The organism is Pseudomonas karstica, assembly GCF_009707515.1.
Lineage (GTDB): Bacteria > Pseudomonadota > Gammaproteobacteria > Pseudomonadales > Pseudomonadaceae > Aquipseudomonas > Aquipseudomonas karstica.
In genome coordinates, this window is the sequence record NZ_WLYI01000053.1 from 1 (window position 1) to 23,822 (window position 23,822).

General features: G+C 59.1%; 25 protein-coding genes. 17 read left to right on the forward strand and 8 right to left on the reverse strand.

Going from position 1 to position 23,822, the window contains the following annotated elements:
- The 6 genes from GIR22_RS26030 to GIR22_RS24820 form a co-directional block, all read left to right on the forward strand.
- Window positions 1-490: scabin-related ADP-ribosyltransferase (locus GIR22_RS26030; protein WP_425502951.1), on the forward strand; the 490-nt coding region annotated here is incomplete at its 5' end.
- 1 nt (window position 491) lies between these two features.
- Window positions 492-905, forward strand: coding sequence for a hypothetical protein (locus tag GIR22_RS24800; protein ID WP_154745915.1), 414 nt, complete (start codon window positions 492-494; stop codon window positions 903-905).
- A gap of 117 nt (window positions 906-1,022) precedes the next feature.
- Window positions 1,023-1,301: a hypothetical protein gene (locus tag GIR22_RS26550; protein ID WP_246208486.1), complete on the forward strand. Its 279-nt coding sequence runs from the start codon at window positions 1,023-1,025 to the stop codon at window positions 1,299-1,301.
- Window positions 1,302-1,303: 2 nt separating this feature from the next.
- Window positions 1,304-1,672 (forward strand): hypothetical protein, encoded by a 369-nt coding sequence (locus GIR22_RS24810; protein ID WP_154745916.1) that lies wholly within the window; start codon window positions 1,304-1,306, stop codon window positions 1,670-1,672.
- A gap of 50 nt (window positions 1,673-1,722) precedes the next feature.
- Window positions 1,723-2,007, forward strand: a complete 285-nt coding sequence (locus tag GIR22_RS24815; protein ID WP_154745917.1) for a hypothetical protein — start codon at window positions 1,723-1,725, stop codon at window positions 2,005-2,007.
- Entirely contained in the window at window positions 2,001-2,417 is a 417-nt protein-coding gene (locus GIR22_RS24820) for a hypothetical protein (RefSeq protein WP_154745918.1), read from the forward strand. Before GIR22_RS24815 ends, GIR22_RS24820 begins: the two co-directional genes overlap by 7 nt.
- Window positions 2,418-2,929: 512 nt before the next feature.
- Here GIR22_RS24820 and GIR22_RS24830 read toward each other — a convergent pair.
- Together GIR22_RS24830 and GIR22_RS24835 are read right to left on the reverse strand one after the other, a co-directional pair.
- Window positions 2,930-4,165 (reverse strand): M20/M25/M40 family metallo-hydrolase, encoded by a 1,236-nt coding sequence (locus GIR22_RS24830; protein ID WP_154745919.1) that lies wholly within the window; start codon window positions 4,163-4,165, stop codon window positions 2,930-2,932.
- Window positions 4,166-4,291: 126 nt separating this feature from the next.
- Window positions 4,292-4,927, reverse strand: a complete 636-nt coding sequence (locus GIR22_RS24835) for a LysE family translocator (RefSeq protein ID WP_154745920.1) — start codon at window positions 4,925-4,927, stop codon at window positions 4,292-4,294.
- A 125-nt stretch (window positions 4,928-5,052) separates the two neighbouring features.
- On the opposite strand from GIR22_RS24835, the gene GIR22_RS24840 reads away from it, so the two are divergent.
- From GIR22_RS24840 to GIR22_RS24890, 11 genes are all read left to right on the forward strand, one after another.
- Window positions 5,053-6,459 (forward strand): aminotransferase-like domain-containing protein, encoded by a 1,407-nt coding sequence (locus GIR22_RS24840; RefSeq protein ID WP_154745921.1) that lies wholly within the window; start codon window positions 5,053-5,055, stop codon window positions 6,457-6,459.
- Between the two features lie 137 nt (window positions 6,460-6,596).
- Window positions 6,597-7,367: a FadR/GntR family transcriptional regulator gene (locus tag GIR22_RS24845; RefSeq protein WP_154745922.1), complete on the forward strand. Its 771-nt coding sequence runs from the start codon at window positions 6,597-6,599 to the stop codon at window positions 7,365-7,367.
- Between the two features lie 119 nt (window positions 7,368-7,486).
- On the forward strand, window positions 7,487-8,689 hold the full coding sequence (locus GIR22_RS24850) for an ABC transporter substrate-binding protein (protein ID WP_154745923.1): 1,203 nt from the start codon (window positions 7,487-7,489) through the stop codon (window positions 8,687-8,689).
- A gap of 67 nt (window positions 8,690-8,756) precedes the next feature.
- On the forward strand, window positions 8,757-9,617 hold the full coding sequence (locus GIR22_RS24855) for a branched-chain amino acid ABC transporter permease (protein ID WP_034107356.1): 861 nt from the start codon (window positions 8,757-8,759) through the stop codon (window positions 9,615-9,617).
- A gap of 1 nt (window position 9,618) precedes the next feature.
- Window positions 9,619-10,629 (forward strand): branched-chain amino acid ABC transporter permease, encoded by a 1,011-nt coding sequence (locus GIR22_RS24860; RefSeq protein ID WP_154745924.1) that lies wholly within the window; start codon window positions 9,619-9,621, stop codon window positions 10,627-10,629.
- Entirely contained in the window at window positions 10,626-11,375 is a 750-nt protein-coding gene (locus tag GIR22_RS24865) for an ABC transporter ATP-binding protein (protein WP_154745925.1), read from the forward strand. Before GIR22_RS24860 ends, GIR22_RS24865 begins: the two co-directional genes overlap by 4 nt.
- On the forward strand, window positions 11,375-12,070 hold the full coding sequence (locus GIR22_RS24870; protein WP_154745926.1) for an ABC transporter ATP-binding protein: 696 nt from the start codon (window positions 11,375-11,377) through the stop codon (window positions 12,068-12,070). Before GIR22_RS24865 ends, GIR22_RS24870 begins: the two co-directional genes overlap by 1 nt.
- Before the next feature lie 13 nt (window positions 12,071-12,083).
- Complete coding sequence (locus GIR22_RS24875) at window positions 12,084-13,364, forward strand: Zn-dependent hydrolase (RefSeq protein WP_154745927.1); 1,281 nt, start codon at window positions 12,084-12,086, stop codon at window positions 13,362-13,364.
- Window positions 13,361-14,761, forward strand: a complete 1,401-nt coding sequence (locus GIR22_RS24880) for an amidase (RefSeq protein ID WP_154745928.1) — start codon at window positions 13,361-13,363, stop codon at window positions 14,759-14,761. The genes GIR22_RS24875 and GIR22_RS24880 overlap by 4 nt, the downstream gene beginning before the upstream one ends.
- Before the next feature lie 118 nt (window positions 14,762-14,879).
- Window positions 14,880-15,743, forward strand: coding sequence for a LysR family transcriptional regulator (locus GIR22_RS24885; protein ID WP_154745929.1), 864 nt, complete (start codon window positions 14,880-14,882; stop codon window positions 15,741-15,743).
- Window positions 15,744-15,793: 50 nt separating this feature from the next.
- On the forward strand, window positions 15,794-16,798 hold the full coding sequence (locus tag GIR22_RS24890) for a LacI family DNA-binding transcriptional regulator (protein ID WP_154745930.1): 1,005 nt from the start codon (window positions 15,794-15,796) through the stop codon (window positions 16,796-16,798).
- Here the strand turns inward: GIR22_RS24890 and GIR22_RS24895 are convergent.
- The 6 genes from GIR22_RS24895 to GIR22_RS24920 form a co-directional block, all read right to left on the reverse strand.
- Window positions 16,795-17,520 (reverse strand): SDR family oxidoreductase, encoded by a 726-nt coding sequence (locus tag GIR22_RS24895; protein WP_154745931.1) that lies wholly within the window; start codon window positions 17,518-17,520, stop codon window positions 16,795-16,797. The genes GIR22_RS24890 and GIR22_RS24895 overlap by 4 nt on opposite strands.
- Window positions 17,521-17,641: 121 nt before the next feature.
- A complete protein-coding gene (locus GIR22_RS24900) occupies window positions 17,642-19,165 on the reverse strand; it encodes an FGGY-family carbohydrate kinase (protein WP_154745936.1) in 1,524 nt (507 codons plus the stop codon).
- 2 nt (window positions 19,166-19,167) lie between these two features.
- A complete protein-coding gene (locus GIR22_RS24905) occupies window positions 19,168-20,247 on the reverse strand; it encodes an alcohol dehydrogenase catalytic domain-containing protein (protein ID WP_154745932.1) in 1,080 nt (359 codons plus the stop codon).
- Between the two features lie 73 nt (window positions 20,248-20,320).
- Window positions 20,321-21,313, reverse strand: a complete 993-nt coding sequence (locus GIR22_RS24910) for an ABC transporter permease (protein ID WP_154745933.1) — start codon at window positions 21,311-21,313, stop codon at window positions 20,321-20,323.
- A complete protein-coding gene (locus GIR22_RS24915) occupies window positions 21,279-22,787 on the reverse strand; it encodes a sugar ABC transporter ATP-binding protein (protein WP_154745934.1) in 1,509 nt (502 codons plus the stop codon). Before GIR22_RS24915 ends, GIR22_RS24910 begins: the two co-directional genes overlap by 35 nt.
- 62 nt (window positions 22,788-22,849) lie before the next feature.
- Window positions 22,850-23,776 carry a substrate-binding domain-containing protein gene (locus GIR22_RS24920; RefSeq protein ID WP_154745935.1) on the reverse strand — a complete coding sequence of 309 codons (927 nt, stop codon included), beginning with the start codon at window positions 23,774-23,776 and terminating at the stop codon, window positions 22,850-22,852.
- Window positions 23,777-23,822: the final 46 nt, after the last annotated feature.

Below are 23,822 nucleotides of genomic sequence, written 5' to 3' on the forward strand. Positions count from 1 at the left end.
CCCGGGTGGGGATGGGTGTAGGCCATCGGTCGGTATTGATGATCCGTCATCAAGAACATCGGTTGATAAAGGTAACCCTGAGCCGCCAACGCCCAAGAATGATGAGGAGTATCTTTTTCGCGGAGATAAAATACCCCCAAATATCATCTTTAAATATGGGTTCAAAAGTAAGGGAGAAAGCAATGACCTGTACTTGCACACCGTTGATAGCGATGACCCACCAAGCAACTTCATCAGCACATCCCCCTTGAGACTTACAGGGATTGACTTTGCCACCAACTACCAAGCCAAAAAAGGCTACTTGTATACGTTAAAAAGCATAGCTGGTCATGATGTAAACACTGAACTAGGAAAGCTGACTCCGTACCCGAAGGAAAAGGAATTTGCCATCCACCAAAAAATAAATACGGAAGATATTTTAGGCGCTACACCTATGAAAGCTGACGGAAGCTATGTTGGTTACTCAATCCCAAACCCAAACAGGAAATAAAATGGACACTAAAAAAATCAAGGCAATCATCAACAGTCAAAAAACAGAGGTCACTGTAAAGTACGACGCTACGGCGCTCACGATGACCTTTTCTGAGGCTGAAAATTTCAAGAAGGTCTACCGAGGAAAAGATATCTATGTTTGTCTTGCAAAAGTAAGAGCGGATTTTCCTCACATAACATTTCTGTGCAAAGGCGCACAGAAAAATGTCATGCCTTCTAGAATGGCCTCTCAAATGAGCGCAGGACTTGTCGCCTATAAAATGACGATGGGGAAATCTGCAACAAGAGAAGATATAGTTCATATATTTGATTATGAAGAAGACAATCTAACAAATGATCCACAAGAGCAGATTGTTTTTTTTAAGAGCTGGCTAGTATCACTAGGTGCGGAAGACTATGAAAAATTCAACTGAAGCCAATACACAAATACAGCATGACTTTTGTACGCGCTGGGCAGCCTCACTCTAATTAACTCGGCATCTAGCCGTACCGGACTGGACTCCATAGACACAGGGAGGAAGTCACCATGGATGTCGCACATTGGCCTTCCTGAACCTCAGCCCCTCACTCCAAGTGCTACAGCCGACCCGACCGAAAACCTAAGCCACAGAGACCAACTAAACGCAATTGACCGAGCCATATTGATTTTTAAACTTAATGGCCGAGCGGATACCCCTACTCCAATGGATATGGGGAAGATCGTTGGTGAAGGATATAAAAGAAATGGACTGGAATATGGAACACAAAACAAAGCAGTCGTTTTTCTCGATCAGAACGGCAAACCCATAACGGCTTATACGGAATTTTGAATATGAAAAGACAGCCAAAGCTCTCAATACTTCGCGGGCTATTGTTTACATATGACATTGAAAATATTAGGGATCTTGAAAGAGAAGAAATTATAGCCTCGAAAAATGTAAATGACCGAAAAGAACTCATAGAACTTTTCGACACCCTGACAATGCCAGAGTTTTTTACATACACCAAGGAAGACCAAAAATGGTTTGTCGACACTATTAGTCATTATTTGTCCGTCGACGAAAGCTTTGACTCTGTTTTTTATCTTTTTGATACTTACTTTGACGATGAAATCATTGATCAGCGACAGTTTATGAAAACTCTGCTCGAATGTCTTACTCGCTACCACGCCGAGGCTATACAGAATGAATCAAAAAATTAAGCTACCCAGGCACCATTTTCAAAACCGTTATTTCAGCACCGGAGCAAACCATGAAGCTCAACTCACAATTTAAAAGCCATGCCATGCAATTCCACGTTCTAAACGAAGCCATGACCAGAGAAACACGCAAAATGGATCCATTCAATGGAGAGGACGAATTCGGCAACCCTATCCTCAAGATTGAAATGCAAGGCTGCGGCAGAGGATACAGACCTAACAAAAAAGACCCTAACGACCCAATACTCAACGAAAATATGAACTTCGCGATAGTAAAATTCGATCGCAAAACAAAAAAACTCTACACCGCATTCCCTGTGAGCAAACAACAATGTTAAAGCATCCATTCCTGAACACTGCCTACAAGCCAAAGCTTCAGTATTTTCTGGGTCCTTTCGATACTTATGACCGCGAGGAATACCTAGGGGAGGAGCTTGAGAGGTATGATATTAATCAGCCCAGCGACAGAGAGCCCCTGATCAAGTTTTATATAATAGATAAAAGCACCGATTTAAACTATAGGCATCGCAAATCTCTAATTGATGTCTTGAGCGCTGCACTTCAGGAAGATTCATACGATTTCTCAACGATATTTATTCAAAAACCCGAATCCTACTGCACGTTACCTTCGGGCTGGGACACAATGGAAAACCCGCGAGCTTTTTTTGAGGACATCTATAGGCTGGCTAAAGAGGGGTGGAGCGACGACTTTCAAAAAGCCAGCTTGGAAGATCAGTCTACTTGGTAATTCCAAAACCAAGCGACAACGACCAGACCGCCATCGCCGGCAAGCCAGCGCCTAGGCAAACGAAAAATAATATCGCAAACACCGTATAGCACAAGCTAACGGGACCATCGCTGCCTAACTTTTCGCGAGCTTGTCGAAGTGTGTGGCGATGCGGCGGTTTTCTTTCAGCCAGCCGAAAATGCGTTCGATTCGGCTGCATAGCAGTCGTTTGGGTTTTGAGATTGCTGAAGGTCCTGCGGCCCTTATCGCAGCCTCGTGCCTCGACAGCAGCTACAGGGGACCGTCGATCACCGATCACCGATCTCCTGTAGCCGCTGGCGCAGCCTGCGATCGGCTGCGTAGCAGACGCCAAGATGCTGAAATCGCTGAAGGTCCTGCGGCCCTTATCGCAGCCTCGTACCTCGACAGCGTCTACAAAAGCCAGGCCTTCGGGAGTTGGCCATCGCCGCGATCCGGCAAGCCAACTCCCACACTTCGATCTGTTTTCACAGGAGGTTGGTGGTGGCCTCAAATCAACGCTTGGACAGCTCCATAATCATCCGGCTCAACAAGTAAATCCGCGGGGCCACACTCTCTACCTCGGCATACTCCTCTGACGTATGGATATTGCCACCGACAATTCCGAACCCATCCAGAGTCGGTGTGCCCACGCCTGCCGACAGGCTGGCGTCAGCTGCCCCGCCACTGCCTTCGATGGTCAGCGTGCGTCCCAGTTCGCCGTAGATCCCTTGGGCAATCGCTACCAATTTGTCGGACTCCGGCGTCTGCGGCATCGGCGGCAAACCACGTTGCAGGCTGGTTTTAACCTCGGTCTCGGGAATCAGCTTGTTGGCCGAAACTCGCGCCAGGTCCTTCTCGATTCGATCAAACTCCTCCGGCAATGCCGCTCGCACGTCGGCCTTGGCTGTGGCCTGGTCCGGAATCACGTTGACCCTATCCCCAGCCTTGAACACCGTGAAATTGATGGTGGTCTTCTTCTCTTCATCCCCCAATTTGCCCAGTTGCAAAATCTGGTGGGCCGCTTCCATTGCCGCGTTGTGCCCAAGCTGCGGCGCGACGCCGGCGTGAGCCGCCTTGCCCTTGACCTCGACCACGGCGGTGGCGCTGCCTTTACGCCAGACCACCAGGCCATCGGCCGGGCGCCCCGGCTCCAGGTTCAAGGTCACGTCATGGCCCTTGGCGGTTTTGCGGATCAATTCGGAAGCGGCCTCGGAGCCGGTTTCTTCACTGGCATCCAGCAAGAACGTGATCTGCGCGTAGTCCTTGAAGCCCTGGTTTTTCAGGACTTTCAGGGCGTAGATCCCAGCAACGATGCCGCCCTTGTCGTCCATCACGCCAGGACCATAGGCGCGGCCATCCTTGATATGGAACGGTCGTTCGGCGGCCGAACCTTCCTTGAACACGGTGTCCATGTGGGCCATCAGCAGGATTTTGGCTTTGCCAGTACCTTTGAGGGTAGCAATGACGTGGCTGTTGTTGGCCGCGGCATCGGGCACCAACTCGATGCTGAAGCCAAGCTTTTTCAGTTCGTCGACGGCGATGTCTCGGACCTGGGTCAGTCCAGGCTCGTAGCCGGAGCCCGAATCGATATTCACCAGGCGTTCCAGCAGTTTCAAGGCATCGGCCTTGTACTGTTCGGAATCAGCCTGGATCTGTTTGTGGGGTTCGGCACCGAATGCCGGGAAAGTGCAACCGAAGGAAAGCGCGAGGGTGGCGGCCAAAGCCGTACGGCGGAAGCTGAAGATCATGAACCAGTCCTTGTTTTTGTTGAAAGTCACCGCACACCCTACCTGACAAAAGCCGCTTTGTTGATCTTCAGGCCGACCTCAACCGATGCCCTTGCCGGCAGCGCTGAAATTCGAGGTGCCTGACACCTAGCTGGAAAAACCCCGCGCCAGCATTGTCGCCACGCCCAACAGCAGCACCGCAGTGACTTTCTGCAGCAGTGCCCGCCGTCGCGGGTTTTCCAACACGTGCTTGATTCGCTGGCCGAAATAGCAGTACAGGCAACCGCTGGCGAACTGCAGCAGCAGGAATGTCAGGCCGAGAATCGCGATATCGCGGGCAGCACTGTCCTGGCCCACGGCGGCAAATTGCGGGAACACGGCGCTGAACAAAATAATGGCCTTGGGATTGGAGAGCCCGGTCAGCAGGCCCTTGCCGAACAGGCTGCGCGAAGTTTCCGGGCTGTGGGCCATGGTGCCGATCGACACGCCGCTACTGGTCCACTGCTTGTAGGCCAGATAGAGAATGTAGGCCACGCCCACCAGTTGAATGCCTTGGGTGATCAGCGGGTAGCCCTTGATCAGTTCGGAAAACCCCACGGCAAACACCAGCATCGAAATCAAGTACGACACACTGGCCCCCAATTGCGCCGGCAAGGAGCGGCGCAGGCCGTCCTTGAGGCCCAGGCTGAGCAACAACAACGTCATGGGGCCGGGGCTGAACGCCAGGGTGGTACACAACAACAGAAAATACAGGAACGAAGACAAGGTCAGTGCGCTGGCCATGGGTTTCACCGCGGGAAGGAATACCGCGCAGTCTAGGACTGCAAGGTGGGAAAGAGGCAGGTAAACTCCATGGTTATTCATACGTACTTTACCGGTAATGTTTGCGGTAAACCCAGGACCTCAGCATGCCCATTGCGCAGATTCGCCTCCATGACCGCTCACCCAAGGTTCAGCAAATCGTCGAGGCGTTGGCCCAGGCCATCGAAACAGGCGAGTTGGCCGCGGGCAGCAAACTGCCGTCGGTACGAGCGTTGAGCGTACAACTGGGGGTCGGAAAATTCACCCTGAACGAGGCTCTGGACCGATTGCGCGGTCGCCACTTGCTGACCTCCAGCCAGGGCCGCGGGCACTTTGTCGCCAATCGCCAGGCTCAGCCGTCATCCAGTACCTGGGTAGATTTGCTGCCTCAAGACCTGCTCAGCGTACTTCGCCGCCCCCTGACCCTCGCTCCCGGCGACCTGCGCCCCGGCGGCGGCCATCTGCCGGAAGACTGGCTCGACTCCGACACCCTGCGCCAAGCCATGCGCAGTGTGGTGCGAGCTCCGTCCCTGCGGATTGCGAGCCTCGGCTCCCCGGCCGGCTTACCGACCTTGCGCCAGGCCCTGCAACAAAAACTTCAGGGCGAAGGGCTGGCCGTGCCGGTGGAGCAAATCATTACCACCCCCAACACCCTGCAAGGCCTGGACATGCTGGTGCGCCTGCTGGCCCGTCCCGGGGACACAGTGCTGCTGGACGCGCCGTGTTACTTCAATTTCCACGCCAACCTGGCGTTACACGGGGTCAAGGTAGTGACGATCGCGCGTCGTGCGGACGGCTTCGACTTTGCCGCCCTCGAGCAACTGCTCGCCGAACAGCGGCCCAGTCTTTACCTGACCACCGGCGTGCTGCACAACCCCACCGGGCACTCCTTCAGCCCTGGGCAGGCTTTTCGCCTATTGCAACTGACCCGGCAATACGGCTGCCATATCATCGAGGATGACCTCTACGGCGACCTGCACCCCAACCCACCGCCACGCCTGGCCGCCCTTGCCGGCCTGGAGCAGGTGACTTATCTGTCGGGATTTTCCAAGGTACTCAGCGCCAATGCGCGGGTCAGCTATGTGGTGGCAGCCCCCCAATTGGCGGCCAACCTGACCAATATGAAGTTGATGAGTGGAGGGATTACATCAGAGTTGTTCGAACAGATTGCCTATCGGCTGCTCAGTGAGGGCAATTACGCCCGCCATCGCAAGCGTATGGTTCAGCGGCTCCTGGAAGCCGGCAGCCGGGTTGAACGATGGCTACGCGAATGTGGCTGTGAACTGCCCATGGGCTATGAAGGCGGAATGTTTATCTGGGCACGCCTGCCCCCTGGCGTGAGGGCTGAGCACCTGGCTGAGGCAGGCCTGAAGCGCGGGATGATCCTGGCGCCAGGAGCGTTGTTTGGCTATGACCCGGGGTTGGCGGACTTTATGCGTTTTAATGTGGCCCACAGTGACGATCCACAGGTGCGCACGATGTTTGAGAAACTCGTGCTGACACCTCGCCCGTGAGGGCATGTTGCAGGCTGCCATTGCTGCGCCCGACTCGTTTACGACCTTTTTTTACTGAAAGCGACACCCACCGTTGACGCCCTATCCCAACCCCTATTAAGTACTATTTATCCGCATTAATACGATAAATAGAAAACATGCTCAGCCGCCCCCTGCGACGCAAACGCCAGAAGCTTTCCGATGTGATTGTCGAGTCGGTGAAGCGCTCCATCGTCACTGATGCCTTGAAGCCCGGCGATCGCTTGCCTACCGAGCGTGAGCTGATGGAAAGCTTCCAGTGCTCCAAGGGCTCGGCCCGTGAAGCGCTCAAGGCCCTGGAGGTCGAAGGGTTGGTCAGCACCCGCACCGGTCCCAGCGGCGGCGCCTATCTGAACCAGGCAGGGACCGAACCGGCCAGCCGTGCCTTGCGCAATTACCTGCACTTCCAGCACCTGGATGGTGAACAGGTGTACCAACTGCGCAAAGTCATCGAGGTGGAGCTTGCCGTGTCGGTGCTCGGCCGATTGAGCGATGACGACTACCGCGCGCTGCAAGACAACGTGGACTTTTGCAGCACCCCGGAAGACAGCGAGGCCGGCCAGCGAGAGCAACGCCTGGCGGAACTGGAATTCCATAATCTACTGGCCAGGGCCTGCCCCAATCCGCTGCTGAGTTTCATGGCGCAGTTTCTCAACGATTTACTGCGCGACCTGGTGGTATTGAAGAAGGCCTACAAACCCAAGCGCAAGCAGTTCGACGCGGCCAACCTCGACTATCACAAGCAATTGCTGAGCGCCTTCCACGCCGAGGACGAAGCCGCCGTACGCGCCTTGATGCACGAACACATGTGCGATGCCGAACACCACATGACGGCGCTGGAGGGCCAGGTCAGCCCGCATTTCTTGCTGGAGTTTGATCACCACCCCTGAGGATTCCGACAGCACCACATTTGACCGAGTTTCACCCCAATAAAAGGCCTGCCCACAGGCCGTGCTCCACCGTATCGCCATTGCCACTCCTGCCAATAATTAAACCAGGGAGTCACCCCATGCAGCGTCGTACGTTGTTGAAAGCCAGCCTCACCGCCGCAGCCGCCCTCAGCCTTCCGCTGGGCGTGCGGTCTGCATTCGCCGCCGAACCCTTTACCTTTTACGGCCTCAAGTCCATGTCTGGCGCCTTTGCCAGTTATGGCAAATTTGCCGACATGGGTTCGCGCCTGGCGGTGGAGCAGCACCCGGAACTACTCGGCCGACCGCTGAACTACAAAGTCATCGACACAGAGGGCAACGCCGGCAAGGCGGTGCGCAAGGTCCAGGAAGCGATTGCTCAGGACGGCGCACGCTTCTTCCAGGGCTGCACCTTGTCGTCATCAGCGTTGGCGGTAGCCAAGGAAGTGGCCAAGGTCGGCGGTGTGTTCATGACCCCGGTGGGCGCCGACGAAGTCACCGGCAAGGACTGCAACAGCTCGACCTTTCGCTGGTCGGTGCCTACCTACGGCGCCATCAGCGAAACCATCGTGCCGCTGATCAAATTGCTGCCGGATGCCAAGCGCTGGTACACCATCACCCCGCAATACGTGTTTGGCGAAGCCTTGCTGGAAGGTGCCCAGGCCGTGCTCAAGGAGAACGGCCTGGAACACGTCGGTAACAGCTACCACTCGTTGCAGGAGCAGGAGTTCTCCGGCTACCTGACCAACGCCATCGCCGCCAAACCCGACGTACTGGTGCTGCTCAACTTCGGCAGCCAGTCGTCCAACACCCTGCGCCAGGCGGTGAACTTCGGCCTCAAGGAGCGCATGAAAGTGCTGTTGGTGTGGTCCGCCGGGCTGGATCAGTTCCAGGAGCTGGGCAGCGATGTATTGGAAGGCGTATACCTCGGCGCGCAGTACTGGCACCAGGTCGACACCCCGCTCAACCGCGAACTGGTGAAGCTGACCCAGGCCAAATACGGCATCAACCCCACCTACCCCCTGGCTGCTGACTACATCAGCACCAAGGTCATGCTCGACACCATCATCGCCACCGGCAGTTTCGACGGGCCTACCGTGGCCAAGGCCATGCAGGGTTTGAGCTACGAAGGGCCCACCGGCAAGGAGTCGATCCGCGCCGGCGATCACCAGGTCATCAAGGATTACTACCTGCTGGTGGGCAAGGCGGCCGGCGACATGGCCGACACGGATGACCTGGCCAAGGTGCTCAGCTCCGGCCAGTCGTTCCCGCCAGTGGAAGCCACGGGCTGCGTGCTCGGCTGACCCGCTTAAAACTGACGGTTGTACACGACAGGGTCGCCTTGGCGGCCTCCTGTCCGAGGGTTCGCGCATGCTTAATCTTTACCTGTTCCAGATTCTCAACGGCCTCGGGCTGGGGATGATCTACTTCCTGATCGCGGTCGGGCTGACGATCATTTTCGGCCTGCTGAACTTCGTCAACTTCGCCCACGGTGCGTTTTTCCTGCTGGGCGCCTACATCTGCTACACCGCCGTCAGCCTTACCGGCAGCTTCTGGCTGGCGTTGCTGATCGCGCCCCTGGTAGTGGCCGCCCTGGCCTGGGCTATCGAGCGATTATTGATCCAGCGGATCTACCACTTGCCGCACATGTTCCAGATTCTGGTGACCCTGGGGATCGCCCTGATCATCCAGGAAGCCAGCGTGATGATCTGGGGCCCGGTGGGCAAAAGCGTCGCGGTGCCGGAATTGTTGCGTGGGGTATTAGTGGTGGGTGATTTCGTCTACCCCTACTACCGCCTGTTCCTGATTGTATTCTCCGGGCTGGTAGGCCTGGGCCTATGGCTGTTGCTGGAACGCACACGCTTCGGCGCCCTGGTGCGGGCCGGCAGTGAAAGCACCGAAACCGTATCGCTGCTGGGCACCAATATCTTCCGCCTGTTCTCCATGACCTTCGCCCTCGGCGTGGCTCTGGCGGGCGTGGCCGGCGTGCTGTTCGCGCCATTGCGCGGTGCCCAGCCTTTTGTCGGCCCGGAAATCCTCGGGGTTGCCTTCGTGGTGGTGGTGATCGGCGGCATGGGTTCCTTCAGCGGCGCCCTGGTCGGCGGTTTGCTGGTAGGCGTGGTGCAAAGCCTGATGACCACACTCTGGCCCCAGGGCGCGAGCCTGATGATCTACGGCGCCATGGCCGTGGTGATACTGGTGCGTCCTTACGGCCTGTTCGGGAGAGCCTGACATGAGCGAGAAAAACCCCCTGCCGTTCGCCAAAACCCAATCGCGCTACATGTTGCTGCTGGTAATAGCGGTACTGATCGGTTTGCCGTTGATTTTGCCCTCGGCGACCCTGGCCACCGAGATACTGATCTTTGCCATGGCCGCCCTCGCCTGCAACCTCCTGCTGGGCTACACCGGGCTGTTGTCGTTCGGCCAAGGCATCTTCTTTGGCGCCGGAGCCTATTGCGCGGCGCTGCTGATGATTCACCTGCAGCTCGGCCTGTTCAGCGCACTGCTGGGCGCCGCCGTCGCCGGTGGTTTCCTGGCGTTTCTGGTGGGCGCGTTGGCGATCCGCCGCACCGGTATCTACTTTGTGATGCTGACCCTGGCGTTCAGTCAGATGGCCTACTTCGTCGCCTACACCTTGAGCGACTGGACCGGCGGCGACAACGGCCTGCTCAGCGTACCCCGCCCGCAAATCCGTATCGGTGACACCGTGCTGCTGTCGCTGACCGACGCCCGTGCGTTCTACGGTTTTGTCGCGGTGCTGTTCCTGTTGATTTTCATTGGCGCGCGCCGGGTGATCGCTTCACCGTTCGGCAGCACGCTGATGGCGATCCGCGAAAACGAAACCCGTGCCTCGGCCATCGGCTACGACACCCGCCACTTCAAGATCCTGGTGTTCGTGCTGTCCGGCGCAGTCACCGGGATTGCTGGCGCGCTGTACGCCATGCTCCTGCACTTTGTGCCGCTGTCCAATATCGACCTGGCGATGTCAGAGAACATCCTGATCATGACCATCGTCGGCGGTACCGGCTCGTTGTTCGGCTCGTTGCTGGGGGCCGGTTCCATCGTGCTGCTGGGGGATTTTCTCTCCGACCTGTGGCCGCGCTGGCTGATGCTGCTGGGGGTGATCCTGATCATGGTGGTGATTTTTATGCGCGGCGGGTTGTGGGGTGGCTTGTCATCGCTGTTCGAACGTGTACGCGGCAACCCCAAGGCCAGCGTTGCGACCAAGGAGAAGCCGCTATGAGCATCCTGTTGGAAACCCAAAACCTGGAACTGGCCTACGGCGCCTTCCACGCGGTGAACGGCGTCAACCTCAAGGTCGAGGCCGGCACCATCCACACCATCATCGGCCCCAACGGAGCCGGCAAGACCAGCCTGTTTCATTGCCTGACCGGCGAACGCCAAGCCACTGCCGGAGCGATCCATTTCGACGGCAAGAACCTGATGCGCAAACCCGCCCACGGCCGCGTCGGCCTGGGCATGGCCCGTTCATTCCAGCTCACCAGCCTGTTCCAGAATCTCAGCGTACGGGAAAACCTGCGCCTGGCTGCACAGGGCCGTGACGGTGCCAAGGCCCTGAACTTCTGGCGCAGGGTGGACAGCAAGCGCGAACACCTGGAGATGGCCGACCAGGTGCTGGAACGCCTGCAACTCAGCGCTCGCGCCCACACCCTGGCCGGCGAGTTGTCCCATGGCCAGCAGCGGGTGCTGGAGGTAGGCATGTCGATCTGCTCCAAACCCAAACTGTTGATGCTCGACGAACCCACCTCCGGCATGGGCATCGACGATATTCCGATCATGACCCAACTGATCAGCGACCTGGGCCGCGACCACACGGTGCTGTTGATCGAGCACAACATGAGCATCGTCATGTCCATCAGCCAACGCATCACCGTGATGAGCCACGGCCAGATCCTGGTGGAAGGCACACCGGAATTCGTCCGCGCCGATGAGCGCGTGCGCACCGCCTATTTGGGAGAAGCCGCCTGATGCTGACCGTCGACAATATCCATTCCTACTACGACAAGAGCCACGTCCTCGAAGGCGTATCTCTGACCGTCAACCCTGGCGAACTGGTAACCCTGCTGGGGCGCAACGGCGCCGGCAAAACCACCACCCTGCGCAGCATCCTCGGGATTATCTGCCCGCGCCAAGGGCAAATTCATTTTAATGGCCAACCATTGGTGGGCCGGAAAATCTTTGAAATCGCCCGCCAAGGCCTGGCACTGGTGCCGGAGAATCGCGGGATTTTCCGCCTGCTGAGCGTCGAAGAAAACCTGCGCATCGCCGTGCGCAAGACCAGCCGCTGGCAGATGGAAGACGTCTACGCGATGTTCCCGCGCCTCAAGGAACGCCGCAAAAACGCTGGCCATGCGTTGTCTGGCGGCGAACAACAGATGCTCGCCATCGCCCGCGCCCTGCTCAACGATCCCAAGCTGCTGATCCTCGATGAGCCCACCGAAGGCCTCGCCCCGGTGATCGTCGATGAACTGGTGAAGATCCTGCGCAAGGTCAAGGACGACGGCCTGCCGGTACTGCTGGTGGAACAGAACCTGATGGTTTGCGACAAGCTCGCCGACCGCCACTACGTGCTCGAACAGGGCCTCGTGGTCTACGAAGGCAGTGCCGACGCCTTCCGCGCCGACCCGACGATCAAGAACCGTTACCTGGCCCTGAGTGCCTGACCGGAGACGCCTCATGAATACTTCCGTGGACTTGTCGCAAGTGCTCAATAGCAACGCCCCGCTGATCAACCGCGACCGCCTCTGGCAATCACTGATGGACCTGGCTCGCCTGGGCGCCACCCCCAAGGGCGGCGTATGTCGCCTAGCCCTCACGGATCTGGACCGCGAGGCCCGCGACCTGTTTGTACAGTGGTGCGAGGCGGCAGGGGCAAGCGTCAGCGTCGACGCTATCGGCAATATCTTCGCCCGTCGCGCAGGGCGCAACCCTGACCTGCCTCCGGTGATGACCGGCAGCCATATCGACACCCAGCCCACAGGCGGAAAATTCGATGGCTGTTATGGGGTGATGGCCGGCCTGGAAGTGATCCGCACCCTCAACGACTTGAATATCCAGACCCAGGCGCCGATTGAAGTGGTGGTGTGGACCAACGAAGAAGGGTCGCGATTCCCTCCGTGCATGATGGGCTCCGGGGTGTTCGCCGGTAAGTTCGATTTGCAGGATACCCTCGACAAACAGGACGACCAGGGCCTGTCGGTAGGCAGCGAATTGCAACGCATCGGCTACGCCGGTCCGCGCGCGGTACTGGGCCACCCGGTGGGCGCTTATTTCGAGGCGCATATCGAGCAGGGCCCGGTGCTGGAGGACCAGGCCACCACGATTGGCGTGGTCATGGGCTGCCTGGGCCAGAAATGGTTCGACCTGACTCTTACAGGCGTCGAGGCCCACGCCGGCCCGACACCGATGCACCTGCGCAAGGACGCTTTGGTGGGTGCCGCCCAGGTGGTCAGCGCGGTGAATCGTATCGCCCATGAACAACAACCCCATGCCTGCGGCACCGTCGGCTGCCTGAGCCTGCATCCTGGCTCGCGCAACGTGATTCCTGGCCAGGTGCACATGACCATCGACCTGCGCCACCTGCATGCCGACAAGCTACAAGCCATGGTCGATGAAGTGCGTGAAGTGATCGAAGCCACCGCCACGCAGCATGGCTTGGCCTTTGAGCTGACACCCACCGCCGACTTTGCGCCGCTGGACTTCCACCTTGCGTGCATCAACGCCGTGCGCGACGGTGCCAGCGCCTTGGGCTTGAGCCACATGGACATCGTCAGCGGCGCTGGACACGACGCGATCTTCGTCGCCGAACGGGGGCCGACAGGGATGATCTTTGTACCGTGCGAAGGTGGCATCAGCCACAACGAGATCGAAAACGCCGCACCGGATGACCTCGCGGCAGGTTGTGCAGTGCTGCTGAGGGCCATGATCAATGCGGCACAGGGAGAAAAAGCGGCATGAGCGAGATAGCCAACCTGACGGCAGTGGAACTGCTGGCTCACTACCGCGATAAAACCTTATCCCCGGTGGAAGTCACCGCAGATACGCTGTTGCGCATCGAACGCTACAACCCGGTGGTCAACGCCTACTGCCATGTCGATCCCGAAGGCGCATTACAGGCCGCCGGGGCCTCGGAACAACGCTGGCTCAAGGGCGAGCCTTGCGGCGCACTGGATGGCGTACCGTCATCCATCAAGGACCTGACCTTGACCGTGGGAATGCCGACCCGCAAGGGTTCGCGCACTACATCAGACGAGGGCCGGTGGGATGTGGATGCGCCGTTCCCGGCTTTTATGCGTCAGGCCGGGGCGGTACTGCTGGGCAAAACCACCACGCCGGAATTCGGCTGGAAAGGCGTCACCGATAACCCGTTATATGGCATCACCCGCAACCCGTGGAACACGCGCATGACAGCGGGTGGTTCGTCCGGTGGTGCCGGTGCGGCGGCGGCGTTGAACCTGGGGGTGTTGCACCAGGGCAGTGACGCCGGTGGTTCGATCCGTATTCCCTGTGCATTTACCGGGACCTTTGGCATCAAGCCGACCTTTGGCTACGTGCCGCAGTGGCCGGCCAGCTCCATGACTATCCTGTCGCACCTGGGGCCGATAACCCGCACCGTGGAAGACGCGGTGCTGATGCTGCAAGCCGTTGCCCGGCCGGATGCCCGGGATGGTCTGATCGGTGCGCCGAGGACCACGCCGTGGTTGTCGATGGGCGATAATTTGAAAGGGCTGCGCATCGCCTATAGCCCCAACTTTGGCTATGTGGACGTGGACCCACAGGTGGCCCGGGTCGTCGCCCAGGCGGTGGAAGGTTTGGTGCAACTGGGGGCTCATGTGGAACAGATCGACCCAGGATTCAGTGACCCGCTGGAGGTCTTCAATACCCTATGGTGTGCCGGTGCGGCGCGGTTGGCGGGACAGTTGACGGAGCCGCAGCGCGCATTGCTCGATCCAGGTCTTCTGCGCATTGCCGAACAGGGTGAACAGTTGAGCCTGAATGACTACAACGCGGCCCTGGAAGCACGGGCGATGCTGGTATCACGTATGGCTGCGTTCCATGAGCACTACGACGTGCTGGTGTCGCCGATGATGCCAATTACCGCATTCGAAGCCGGGCACAACGTACCGCCGGGGTCCGGGCTGGGTGAATGGATGGAATGGACACCGTTCAGCTACCCCTTCAACCTGACCCAGCAACCGGCGGCGTCAGTGCCTTGCGGGCTGGCGGCGAATGGTTTGCCGGTGGGGTTGCATGTGGTGGGCGCGCGGTTTGCTGATCATCAGGTATTACGAGTTTGCCAGGCGTATGCCAAGGCCTTCCCAACCTCGCACCTGCAAGCTCCCAAGATCCTGTAGGCGCGAGGGCGTCTAGTTCTTGCTCGCGAAGAACCTGAGGGTGACGCGTTTACCCAGGACCCCCCGTGTTATCGTTCAGGTTTTTCGCGAGCACGCTCGCTCCTATAGCGGGGCCTCTATGGACATCGAACTGGCACGCACCTTCCTCGAGATCACTCGCTACGGCAGCCTTGCCGCTGCGGCCGAGAAACTGCACGTCACCCAGACCGCTATTACCGCCAGGGTGAAAAACCTGGAGAGCCAATTGGGCAGTACGCTTTTTGTGCGCAACCGCGCCGGCGCACGCCTGACCGCCGACGGTGAAGCCTTTGTGGTATACGCCAACCAGTTGCTGCAAACCTGGGAAGCCGCACGTCGCGACCTGCCCCTGCCCGACGGTTACCGCAATGTGCTGCATATCGGCGGCGAGGTCAGCCTGTGCAACCCGTTGATGCTCGGCTGGGCCCAGGCCCTGCGCCAGCACATCCCCGGCTACGCCCTGCGCACCGAAATCCGCGAAGGTGAATACTTGCTTCGCCAACTGGAACTGGGCGTGCTCGACGCCGCACTGGTATTCCAGCCGCAGTACTGGCCGGGGCTGCAAGTGGAGCAAGTGCTGGAAGAAAAATTGATCCTAGTGCAGTTGGTGAGCCAACCCGAACCCTATGTCTATATCGACTGGGGCCAGGGTTTTCGCCAGCAACACGACGCCGCCCTGCCGGACAAGGCCCGGGCGGCCCTGAGTTTCAACCTGGGGCCGGTGGCGCTGCAGTACATCCTGGAAAACGGCGGGGCCGGCTACTTCCGCACACGGGTGGTGCAGAGCTACCTGGACAGCGGCGTGATGGAGCGGGTGCCCAAGGCGCCGGAGTTCAGTTTCCCCACCTACCTGGTGTATTCACGGGCGCGCGACTCGACGGTGTTGCAGCAAGCGCTGGAGTTGCTGCGGGCCGTGGTGAAAGCGCAGAGCGACTGGTCGCAACGCTGGGACCCGGTGATTTGAACCGGCTCCCATGTTAGCCTCATCCTGTTTTCTTCTGGTCACGCCTCCCGATGAACAAGAAAAAGTCCGTCACCATCAGCGACATCGCCAAACGGGTCAACATGACCACCATCACGGTCTCCCGGGCGCTGAGCAAACCTGATCTGGTCAAGCCCGCCACCCTGGCGCGGATCCTTGAGGTGGCGCGAGAGTTGGACTATGTGCCCAACGCCTTCGCGCGCGGGCTCAAGCGTAGCGAAAGCCTGATCATCGGGGTGATTACCGCGTCGGTGGACAACCCGTTCTACAGCGAGATGATCAAGGCCATTTCCCGGGAAGCGAAGAAGCACGGCTACACCATCATGCTGGTGGACACCGACGAACTGGAAGAGCTGGAAAGCAAGGCCGTCGATACCCTGCTGGGGTACCGGGTGGCGGGGATTATCCTGTCACCGGTCTCCGATGAACCCAGCTACCAGCCCGACTACCTGGAACGCCTGGGCAACGGCAAGACCCCGGTGGTGTTGCTCGACCGCACGATCCACGACAGCCCATTCAGCCGCGTGGTGCTGGACAACTACCACAGCGGCATCGAGGCCGCACGCTACCTGCTGCGCCAGACGCCTGATCTCAAGCGCCTGTTGGTGCTGACCGGACCTGAACACTCACGCATTACCGTGGAGCGCCTCAAAGGCCTGCAAGAAGTACTGGCCGGGCACCCTCACGTGCAAGTCCAAGTGCGTGCTGGCGACTACACGCTCCTGCCCTCCTACCTGCACACCCTCGACTACCTGGCCGAACACTCGGCGCCGGACGCGATCATGGGCTTCAACCAGTTGATCACCCTCGGCGCCCTACGTGCTTTGCGCATGCACAACATCCCCCACGAAAGCCTGACCATCTGCGGTATCGACCGCCTGCCCTTCGCCGATATCTTCGGTGTGCCGATTGCCTGCGTGGCCCACGACGCGTCCCTGGCTGGCAGCAGCGCGGTACAGCTGCTGCTGGACCGCCTTGACGACCCGCACAAGCCTCGGGACAAGGTGGTGATTTCCGGCAAACTGGAGAACGGTTAGCGGCTAGTGTAGCCACCGTCGATGGGCAGGCTGACCCCGCTGATCATGCTGGCGGCATCGCTCAACAGGAACAATACCGGCAAGGCCACTTCCACCGTTTGCGCAAAGCGCCCCAGGGGTATCGCTGCCAATGCCGGGTCGCGCTTGGCGGGATCGGACCAGGCCATTTGCGCCATGGGCGTCAGGGTTACGGTGGGGTTGACGCTATTGACCCGAATCCCGAAACGCCCCCATTCAGCGCATTGCACCCGAGTGATTGCATCCAGCGCCGCCTTGGAGGCGCAATAGCCGAGGTGATCGTCCAGCGCCACCAATGACGCCTGGCTGGACACGTTGACGATACTGCCGGCAATCTTCGCCGCAATCATCGCTGCTGCCACCCGGCTGGCGACTTGCGCCGCCGCCCGGGCATTGACGTTCATCACCTGGTCGAACGCAGCGCTGCTGATGGCTGCCGCCGGCTCCAGGCGCGAAATACCGGCGCAGTTAACCAGCCCGTGCATCGGCGGCAGGTCTTGCAGGACGAGGTCCAGGGCGGCGCTGTCGGCGATGTCCAGGCACAGGGTTTCGCAACCCAGTTGGGACAACGCCCGGGCGTCACGGCCAAGGGCGAACACCTGGGCGCCACTGGCGATCAGTTGCTCGGCGATTTCCCGGCCGATGCCGCTGCTGGCGCCGGTAACGAGGATGCGTTGATGGGTGAAGTTGAAGGTGGTGGTCATCACAGGAACCTTGGGTGTGGAGCCCCTGTAGGAGCGAGCTTGCTCGCGAAAAACGCAAGGGCACCGCGTACCTTCAGGAAGCACTTGTTATCGTTAACGTTTTTCGCGAGCAAGCTCGCTCCTACAGGCTGTGCATCAGTGACTTCAGCGCGGGGTACAGTTCAAGATAATTAGCGAATGAACGGTCGTAGGCCTGGGTATTCTCAACCTCCGGCTCCGCCCGCAGCTCCAGCTGCACCCAGCCCTTTTCCATCTGCCTCGCATCCACCAGTCCCACCGAATGCGCCGCCAGCAACGCCGCTCCCAGGGCTGCTTCCACCTCCTGGACGATGGTGTACACCGGGTAATGGGTGACATCGGCAATGATCTGCATCCACAAATCCGAATGGCTCGCCCCACCCACCACGATCAGCCGCGGATCGAGGGAGTGCGCGCCCCGCGTGCCCGCTTCGATATTGTGACGCAGGGCAAAACTCACTCCTTCCAACACCGCACGGTACAGGTGAATACGGCTGTGATAGAGATTCAGGCCGACAAAACTGCCACTGGCGTGGTCATCCCACACCGGGCTGCGCTCTCCCATCAGGTACGGCAGGAACAACAGCCCTTCACTGCCCGCCGGGATCTTCAACGCGCTCTGCTCCAGCAGCCACAAACTGTCTTGCCCGGTCTGTTGCGCCTGCAGTTCCTCGGCCTGGCAAAACTGCTCGCGAAACCAACTGACCGACGCGCCGGCGGTAATCGCCCCGCCGAAGATGTACAGGTCCTGATGACCGTTATAGACATGGGGCATACTCACCAAGCCATGGCGAGCATCCACCTGCTGGTTGAGATAGCCCCAGCACATGCTGGTGCCGATCATCGCTACATGATTGCCCGGTCGGGTCACCCCTGCCGCCAGTGTCGCCATGGCCGCATCGACCCCCCCGGCCAAGACCGGCATCCCCGCCTGCAAACCCAGGCGCCCGGCCCACTCTGGCAGTAAACCGCCCACTACTTCGTCGGAATACAACAACCGCTCGGGCATCATCGCCTGGGGAATATCCAGCGCCGCCAGCATCTCGATAGACCAGCCGCGTCGAGCCACATCGTAGACACCACCGATATTGCCGGCGCTGCTGTGATCCACCGCCAACTCGCCAGTCAGGCAATGATTGATGTAGCTGTTGGGCGGCAGCAGGTAGCGGGTGTTGGCCCACACCTGCGGCTGATGCTGCTTGAGCCAGAGCATTTTGGTGAAACCGTAATAGCTGTCGACCGAATTGCCGGTGACCTGAAACAGACGCTCCAGGTCGACATGCTCACGTACCCATTCCACCTGTTCACCCGCTCGCCGGTCCATCCAGATCAGGCACGGGTGCAGCGGCTTGATGGCGGCATCCACGGCAATGCCCGAGCCACCGTAAAGACTGCTGATGCACAGTGCCTTGACCTGTTCCCTGGCAACATCCGCCTTGGCCATGCACTGGGCGACGCAAGCTTCGACCGCCTCCAGCCAGACCTGCGGCCACTGCTCGGCCCAGCGCACTTTCGGGGTATCCACGCGATAACCCTGGCTGTGCTGGGCGATGATCTGTCCTTGAGCATCGACCAGCAGCGCCTTGGTGCTTTGCGTACCGATGTCCACGCCAATGACGTACTCCATAGTCATTGAACCGGTTTCAACAGCACTTTGATCGACTCCACCGAATTAGCCAGCTCGAACGCTTCAGCCCAGTTATCCAGCGGGAAGTCATGGGTGACGATGCCCTTGGACGTCACCAGGCCGCGTTCGAACAGATCGATAGCCACGGGGTAGCAATAAGGTCCCAGGTGCGCGCCACGAACGTCCAGCTCCTTGCGGTCGCCGATGATCGACCAGTCGGCGCTGGTTTCGGCGCCAAACACACTGAACTCGACAAACCGCCCCAGCTTGCGGATCAGCTCCAGGCCCTGGGTCACACCCACCGGTACGCCCGTGGTCTCGATGTACACGTCGCAACCGTAGTTGTCGGTAAGGCCGTTGATGATCTCGCGAGCGTTGTCCCGGGACGGGTTGATCACCACATCGGCGCCGAACTTCTTCGCCAGTTCCAGGCGCTCGTCCACCATGTCGATCACCACCAGTTTCTTCGGGGTTTTCAACTTGGCTACCTGGACCATGCACAGGCCCAGGGTGCCGGCACCGGCAATCACCAACACATCATCGAGCTGGATCTCGCCACGGTTGACGGTGTGGATTGCACAGGACATCGGCTCGATCAACGCCGAATCCTCCAGGGACACCGACTCTGGAATCTTGTGCACGATGGCGGTCTTGGGAATACGCATGTACTGAGCCATGCCGCCTTCGGCGACTTCCTTCTGGAAGCCGAAGATATTGTGCACTTCGCACATCCAGTACTTGCCTGACTTGCAGAAGCGGCACTTGTCACACGGCACAATCTGCTCGGCAATGACCTTATCGCCAACCTTGACCTCAAAGTACTCCTCGGCGCCCTCGCCCGCTTCCACCACATAACCGAAGAACTCATGCCCCGGTACCACAGGCGCCTTGACCCACGGATTATCGCCCCCCCAGAACATCGCCGCCCCCGAGTGGCATTTGCAGTCACTGGCACAAATCCCGCAGGCGGCAATGCGGATCACCAGTTCATTGGGTCGCGCCTGGGGTTTGGTAATGCGTTCCAGGCGGTAGTCTTTCGGGCCGTGGCAGACGACGGCTTGCATTTCGCTGTGCTTTTCCATGGTGTTCTGACCTTTTTTGAGCATGAGGAAACCCATCGCGGCCAACGGGCCGCGTCGAGAAAACGTTGTTCAATTACTTGTGGCGCTGACGGCTGATAAAGATCGCCAGCAAAATGATCCCGCCCTTGATCACGCTCTGGACGTAGGGCGAGACCCCAAGCATGTTCAAACCGTTGTTCAACACCCCCAGCAGCATTGCCCCAAGCAAGGTGCCGACAATCACTCCACGCCCACCGGCAATCGAGGCGCCACCCAAGACCACGGCGGCAATCGCATCCAGTTCGAAACCGATACCGGCATTCGGCTGACCGCTCATCAGCCGCGAAGTCAGCACCAGGCCGGCAATCGCGGCGGTCAAGCCACTGATGCCGTACACCAGCAACTTGAACCGCGCCGCCCGCACGCCAGACAAACGCACCGCCTCCTCGTTACCACCGATGGCATAGATGTAGCGGCCGATGCGGGTGTGTTGCAGCAGCACATAGGCCACGAGGTAGGTCACCAGCATGATCAGGATCGGCACTTGGAGGCCGAACAGGCTTTCGCGACCAAAGAAGCCGAACCACTCAGGCAATCCGGAAATCGGATAACCGTCGGTGTACATCAGGCCAAAGCCGCGTGCGATGCCCATGGTCGCCAAGGTGACGATGATCGGCGGCATGTGCAGGTAAGCGACGAAGAAGCCATTGCCGATCCCGAAGGCCACGCCGATCAGCATCCCGGCCCCTATTGCCAGGCCAGGCGGCAGGCCTGCGACCATCAAGCCGGCCGTCAAGGTGCCGGACAAGGCCATCACCGGCCCCACCGACAAATCGATGCCACCGGTAAGAATCACGCAGGTCATGCCCACCGCGATAATCGCGTTGATCGACACCTGCCGGGCGATGTTCGACAAGTTGCTGGCAGTGAGGAAATTGTCGCTGGCGAAGATCATCACCAACGTGACCACCAACAGCCCGACAAAGGGATAGAACGCGGGCGAGCGAATCAGTCGCGCCAGGTTCAAGCGCAGCCGACTCGTGTCGACGGTATCAATGGACGTATTCACTGGAGCCCCCTGTGGCATGACGCATGACCTCTTGTGGGTTGACGGCAGACGCTTCCAGAACCTTGACGATGGCGCCCTTGTGGAACACCGCGACGCGGTCGCACATGCCGATGATTTCCGGCAGTTCCGAGGAAATCATGATGATCGCGTAGCCTTGTTCGGTGAGGCTGCGCATCAATGCGTAGATCTGCGCCTTGGCGCCGACGTCGATGCCACGAGTGGGCTCGTCGAACACCAGCACGTCGCAGTGATGATTGATCCAGCGAGCGATCACCACTTTTTGCTGGTTACCGCCGCTGAGATTGAAAACCCGGCTCTCGCCGCTGGGGGCCTTGATCGACAACTTTCGCATCAAGTCCTCGACACTGGCGCACTCCTTGCCCTTGTCGATCAGGCCACTGGTGCCCTGATACTTGCGCAGGTTATTGAGGGAGATGTTTTCGCGAATGCTGAAATCGGTGATCAACCCCTCACTCTTGCGGCTTTCCGGCAACAGGCCAATACCGTGGGCCAAGGCTTGGGCCGGGTCGTCCAGCGTGACCTGTTCGCCCCGCAGCCATACTTCTTTGCTCACAGCCGGCAGTGCGCCCATCATGCCCAGGGCCAGTTCGGTACGGCCCGAGCCCACCAACCCGGCAAAGCCGAGGATCTCGCCCTTGTGCAACTGGAACTGGTTATGGGGACCGTTACGCACCAACTGGATGTCCTTGACCTCCAGCAACAGAGGCCCGCGGGCGTGGGTGGGCTTGGGCGGAAAACTGCACTCCAGGCGCCGGCCCACCATCATTTCCACCAGGCGGTCGATATCGCTGTCAGCCACATCGGTAACCCCCACGTTGCCGCCGTCACGCAAGACACTGATGCGATCACACACCTGGAAAATTTCCTCCAGGTGGTGAGAGATAAAAATCACCGCCACCCCCTGTCGCTTGAGCTCACGCATGATCTCGAACAGCAACTCGGCTTCGTTGGGTGTGAGGGTGGCGGTGGGCTCATCGAGCACCAGTAACCGCGCATTCAGGGCCAGGGCCTTGGCGATCTCGACAAATTGCTGCTCGGCCACGCTCAGGTGCCTGACCGCGCATTGCAGATCAATCGTCACACCCAAGCGTTTGAACAACACCTCTGAGGCGTCCTGCATTTCGCGTTTGCGCAACAGGCCAAAACGGTTGTTCAGTTCATGGCCGAGGAAGATATTTTCCACCGCCGTGAGGTCAGGGATCAGGCTGAACTCCTGGAACACGATGCCGATCCCGGCCGCAATCGCATCACGATACGTCGCGAACTGCTGCGCCTGGCCGTCGATCAGGATTCGACCTTCATCCTGATGCTCGACACCGCCGAGGATTTTCATCAGGGTCGATTTTCCTGCGCCATTTTCCCCGAGCAAGGCATGAATCTCGCCCCGCTCCACTTGCAGGTTGATGGATTTGAGGGCCTGCACACCCGGATAGCGCTTACAGATATTTTCCAACTGCAGAAGACTGCTCATACCGCCGACCTCTCATCCAGAAGGTGTCCCGTGCCCCACGACTTGCGTGGGGCCTGGACGGTTTACCAGCTGAAATCCTTGGCTTTGGCCTGGTCGATCAGGGCGATATCTACCGGAATACTGGCGGGCACTTGTGCGCCCCACTTCTTGGCCAGGGCAATACCCAGCGCCAAACGGATCTGATCCCTGGGGAACTGCGCCGAGGTGGCGATGAACTTGCTGCCCGGTTTCTGGATCGCCTTGATCGCTTCCGGCGCACCGTCGACGCTCACCAGCTTGACGTCCATGCCACTGGCCTCAATAGCCGAGAGCGCACCGAGGGAGCCGTTGTCATTGACGCTGAAAATACCCTTGAGAGTGGGTTGGGCCTGGAGCATGTTTTCGGTGACGGTCAGCGCCTGGTCACGCTCCTGCTTACCGTTCTGGATGCTTACGATCTTGATGTCGGGGTGCTTGGCCACAGCCTCCTTGCAACCGCGCACGCGCTCCAGGATCGGCACCACCGCGATGCCGTCGAGAATGGCGATATTGCCTTTCTCACCGATGTTCTTGGCCAGGTATTCACAGGCCTGGAAGCCGGCATCGAAGTTCTTCGAGCCAACGAAGGAATCCAGCGGGCCTTCAGCCTGGGCGTCCACCGCGACCACCACCACACCAGCGGCATGGGCGGACTTGACGGCGGACTGCACACCGACTGAGTCGGTGGGGTTGATCAGGAGGATGTCGATGCCTTTTTGCAGCATGTCCTCGACGTCGCTGACTTGCTTGGAGACGTCATGGCGAGCGTCAGTGATGATGATCTGCGCACCAATCGTCGCCCCGGCTTCCTGCAGGGCGTCTTTCATGGTGACGAAGTAAGGGTTGTTGATTTCCTGGAAGGACGCGCCGATGCGGATGGGCGCGGGTTTGGAGTCGGCCTGCGCCAGGGTGGCGGTGCCTAGGGTGATGCTCAGGGCCAGCAAACACAGGGTTTTCGGAAGCGTTTTCATGGCGAGGATCTCTGTTTTGTTTTTATTTTTAGAGCGAATGTTATCG

What these genes read in the sequence shown, in the direction of transcription:
- GIR22_RS24800 (WP_154745915.1), top strand. Translation starts at nt 492, where the DNA reads ATGGACACTAAAAAAATCAAGGCAATCATCAACAGTCAAAAAACAGAG.
- GIR22_RS26550 (WP_246208486.1), top strand. Translation starts at nt 1,023, where the DNA reads ATGTCGCACATTGGCCTTCCTGAACCTCAGCCCCTCACTCCAAGTGCT.
- GIR22_RS24810 (WP_154745916.1), top strand. Translation starts at nt 1,304, where the DNA reads ATGAAAAGACAGCCAAAGCTCTCAATACTTCGCGGGCTATTGTTTACA.
- GIR22_RS24815 (WP_154745917.1), top strand. Translation starts at nt 1,723, where the DNA reads ATGAAGCTCAACTCACAATTTAAAAGCCATGCCATGCAATTCCACGTT.
- GIR22_RS24820 (WP_154745918.1), top strand. Translation starts at nt 2,001, where the DNA reads ATGTTAAAGCATCCATTCCTGAACACTGCCTACAAGCCAAAGCTTCAG.
- GIR22_RS24830 (WP_154745919.1), bottom strand. Translation starts at nt 4,165, where the DNA reads ATGATCTTCAGCTTCCGCCGTACGGCTTTGGCCGCCACCCTCGCGCTT.
- GIR22_RS24835 (WP_154745920.1), bottom strand. Translation starts at nt 4,927, where the DNA reads ATGGCCAGCGCACTGACCTTGTCTTCGTTCCTGTATTTTCTGTTGTTG.
- GIR22_RS24840 (WP_154745921.1), top strand. Translation starts at nt 5,053, where the DNA reads ATGCCCATTGCGCAGATTCGCCTCCATGACCGCTCACCCAAGGTTCAG.
- GIR22_RS24845 (WP_154745922.1), top strand. Translation starts at nt 6,597, where the DNA reads ATGCTCAGCCGCCCCCTGCGACGCAAACGCCAGAAGCTTTCCGATGTG.
- GIR22_RS24850 (WP_154745923.1), top strand. Translation starts at nt 7,487, where the DNA reads ATGCAGCGTCGTACGTTGTTGAAAGCCAGCCTCACCGCCGCAGCCGCC.
- GIR22_RS24855 (WP_034107356.1), top strand. Translation starts at nt 8,757, where the DNA reads ATGCTTAATCTTTACCTGTTCCAGATTCTCAACGGCCTCGGGCTGGGG.
- GIR22_RS24860 (WP_154745924.1), top strand. Translation starts at nt 9,619, where the DNA reads ATGAGCGAGAAAAACCCCCTGCCGTTCGCCAAAACCCAATCGCGCTAC.
- GIR22_RS24865 (WP_154745925.1), top strand. Translation starts at nt 10,626, where the DNA reads ATGAGCATCCTGTTGGAAACCCAAAACCTGGAACTGGCCTACGGCGCC.
- GIR22_RS24870 (WP_154745926.1), top strand. Translation starts at nt 11,375, where the DNA reads ATGCTGACCGTCGACAATATCCATTCCTACTACGACAAGAGCCACGTC.
- GIR22_RS24875 (WP_154745927.1), top strand. Translation starts at nt 12,084, where the DNA reads ATGAATACTTCCGTGGACTTGTCGCAAGTGCTCAATAGCAACGCCCCG.
- GIR22_RS24880 (WP_154745928.1), top strand. Translation starts at nt 13,361, where the DNA reads ATGAGCGAGATAGCCAACCTGACGGCAGTGGAACTGCTGGCTCACTAC.
- GIR22_RS24885 (WP_154745929.1), top strand. Translation starts at nt 14,880, where the DNA reads ATGGACATCGAACTGGCACGCACCTTCCTCGAGATCACTCGCTACGGC.
- GIR22_RS24890 (WP_154745930.1), top strand. Translation starts at nt 15,794, where the DNA reads ATGAACAAGAAAAAGTCCGTCACCATCAGCGACATCGCCAAACGGGTC.
- GIR22_RS24895 (WP_154745931.1), bottom strand. Translation starts at nt 17,520, where the DNA reads ATGACCACCACCTTCAACTTCACCCATCAACGCATCCTCGTTACCGGC.
- GIR22_RS24900 (WP_154745936.1), bottom strand. Translation starts at nt 19,165, where the DNA reads ATGGAGTACGTCATTGGCGTGGACATCGGTACGCAAAGCACCAAGGCG.
- GIR22_RS24905 (WP_154745932.1), bottom strand. Translation starts at nt 20,247, where the DNA reads ATGGAAAAGCACAGCGAAATGCAAGCCGTCGTCTGCCACGGCCCGAAA.
- GIR22_RS24910 (WP_154745933.1), bottom strand. Translation starts at nt 21,313, where the DNA reads ATGCCACAGGGGGCTCCAGTGAATACGTCCATTGATACCGTCGACACG.
- GIR22_RS24915 (WP_154745934.1), bottom strand. Translation starts at nt 22,787, where the DNA reads ATGAGCAGTCTTCTGCAGTTGGAAAATATCTGTAAGCGCTATCCGGGT.
- GIR22_RS24920 (WP_154745935.1), bottom strand. Translation starts at nt 23,776, where the DNA reads ATGAAAACGCTTCCGAAAACCCTGTGTTTGCTGGCCCTGAGCATCACC.